Source organism: Burkholderia sp. DN3021 (genome assembly GCF_049805555.1).
Taxonomy (GTDB): domain Bacteria; phylum Pseudomonadota; class Gammaproteobacteria; order Burkholderiales; family Burkholderiaceae; genus Burkholderia; species Burkholderia pyrrocinia_C.
In genome coordinates, this window is sequence record NZ_JBNCAB010000203.1 from 1 (window position 1) to 2,187 (window position 2,187).

The window sequence follows — 2,187 nt, forward strand, 5'->3', positions numbered from 1 at the left end:
GCCGGCGGGCGCGGCATCGGCGCGTGACCGCGCCGGCCGCCGCGCCGCGATCGGCGCATTCACCATTCGGCGCGTCACTCGCGCGGCGCGTCGAGCCCCAGCCCCAGCAACGCGACCGCGTTGTCCTTCAGGATCAGCGGGTGCACGTCGGGCCGGAACCCGGCGCCGTGGAAATCCTCCAGCCATCTATCCGGCCGTATCAGCGGAAAATCCGACGCGAACAGCACCTTGTGCCTGAGCAGCGTGTTCGCATACTTGACCAGCTCCGGCGAGAAATACTTCGGCGACCATCCCGACAGATCGATGTAGACGTTCGGCTTGTGCAGCGCGATCGACAGCGCCTGCTCCTGCCACGGCCACGACGGGTGCGCGATCACGATCTTCATGTCCGGAAAATCGGCCGCGACGTCGTCGAGGTGAATCGGTTCGGAGTACTTCAGACGCAGCCCGCCGCCGCCGCGCATGCCCGATCCCATTCCGGAATGACCGCTGTGGAACACGGCCGGAAGCCCGTGCTCGGCGATTACCTCGTAGATCGGATACGCGAGCCGGTCGTTCGGAAAGCATCCCTGCATCGTCGGGTGGAACTTGAAGCCCTTCACGCCGTGTTCTTCGATCAGTCGGCGTGCCTCGCGTGCGCCGAAGCGGCCCTTGTGCGGATCGATGCTCGCGAACGCGATCATGACGTCGGCATTGTCCTGCGCGAACTGCGCGATCTCCTCGTTCGGAATGCGGCGCCGGCCGATGTTCGTCTCGCAGTCGACGGTGAACATCACGAAGCCGATGCGGCGCTCGCGGTAATACGCGATCGTCTCCGGAATCGTCGGCCGGCGGCCCTGCTTCAGCACCGTGCCGAAGTACTTGTCGGCCGCGTCGTCGAATGCCTTCGCGAACAGGTCGGGCGGCTGGCAGCACGACACTTCGGCATGCACGTGCGTGTCGATGGCGATCAGGTTGCGGATGTCCAAGCGTGTCTCCTCATGTCGTGAAGCGCAGGCGCCGCGCGGCACGAAACCGCGTGTTCGCGCCCGTTTAGGGGTTTGTCCCGAGCCGCTTCCATTCTACTTTACATGTCAGGCTACCTGATAGTAAATTGGCGTCGAGTCGCGCAGGGCGGCACTGTCATTGGAGAACGAAGATGAGTTACGAAGGTCGCTGGAAAACGGTGAAGGTCGCGGTCGAGGGCGGGATCGCGTGGGTCACGCTGAACCGTCCGGACAAGCGCAACGCGATGAGCCCGACGCTGAACATGGAGATGATCGACGTGCTGGAAGCGGTCGAGCTCGACGCCGAAGCGCAGGTGCTCGTGCTGACCGGCGAGGGCGACGCATGGACGGCCGGGATGGACCTGAAGGAGTATTTCCGCGAAGTGGACGCGGGCCCGGAGATCCTGCAGGAAAAGATCCGCCGCGACGCGAGCCGCTGGCAGTGGCAACTGCTGCGCATGTATTCGAAGCCGACGATCGCGATGGTCAACGGCTGGTGCTTCGGCGGCGGTTTCTCGCCGCTCGTCGCGTGCGATCTCGCGATCGCGGCCGACGAAGCCGTGTTCGGGCTGTCGGAGATCAACTGGGGCATCCCGCCGGGCAACCTCGTCAGCAAGGCGATGGCGGATACGGTCGGGCATCGCGAGGCGCTGTACTACATCATGACCGGCGATACCTTCACCGGGCCGCAGGCCGCGAAGATGGGGCTCGTCAACAAGAGCGTGCCGCGTGCGCAACTGCGCGACGAAGTGCTTGCACTCGCCGCGAAGCTGCTGGACAAGAATCCGGTCGTGATCCGCAATGCGAAGCACGGCTTCAAGCGCTGCCGCGAACTGACGTGGGAGCAGAACGAGGACTACCTGTACGCGAAGCTCGACCAGGCGAACTACCGCGATCCGGAAGGCGGCCGCGAGCAGGGCCTCAAGCAGTTCCTCGACGACAAGAGCATCAAGCCGGGCCTGCAGGCGTACAAGCGCTGACGCGCGACGCGGCACGCAACCGGACTGAGCGGAGACAGCGAAATGCACGAAGTGAGTTTGTTGATCGACGGCGTGTCGCGCGGCGCGTCGGATGGCGGCACGTTCGACCGGATCGATCCGGCGACGGGACAGGTGGCGTCGCGCGCCGCCGCGGCGACGCTCGCCGATGCGGATGCCGCGGTCGCGGCGGCCGCGCGCGCGTTTCCCGCGTGGGCGGCGCT

3 protein-coding genes are annotated in these 2,187 nt (G+C 65.7%); 2 read left to right on the forward strand and 1 reads right to left on the reverse strand.

The genetic code is table 11. From position 1 onward, the window contains the following. Nucleotides 1-74: 74 nt before the first annotated feature. Nucleotides 75-968: an amidohydrolase family protein gene (locus ACPUER_RS36380; RefSeq protein WP_310136773.1), complete on the reverse strand. Its 894-nt coding sequence runs from the start codon at nucleotides 966-968 to the stop codon at nucleotides 75-77. Nucleotides 969-1,138: 170 nt separating this feature from the next. On the opposite strand from ACPUER_RS36380, the gene ACPUER_RS36385 reads away from it, so the two are divergent. Beyond that, nucleotides 1,139-1,966: a p-hydroxycinnamoyl CoA hydratase/lyase gene (locus tag ACPUER_RS36385; protein WP_072439949.1), complete on the forward strand. Its 828-nt coding sequence runs from the start codon at nucleotides 1,139-1,141 to the stop codon at nucleotides 1,964-1,966. Nucleotides 1,967-2,008: 42 nt separating this feature from the next. Beyond that, on the forward strand, nucleotides 2,009-2,187 hold a 179-nt coding region (locus ACPUER_RS36390), incomplete at its 3' end, for an aldehyde dehydrogenase family protein (protein ID WP_425133535.1).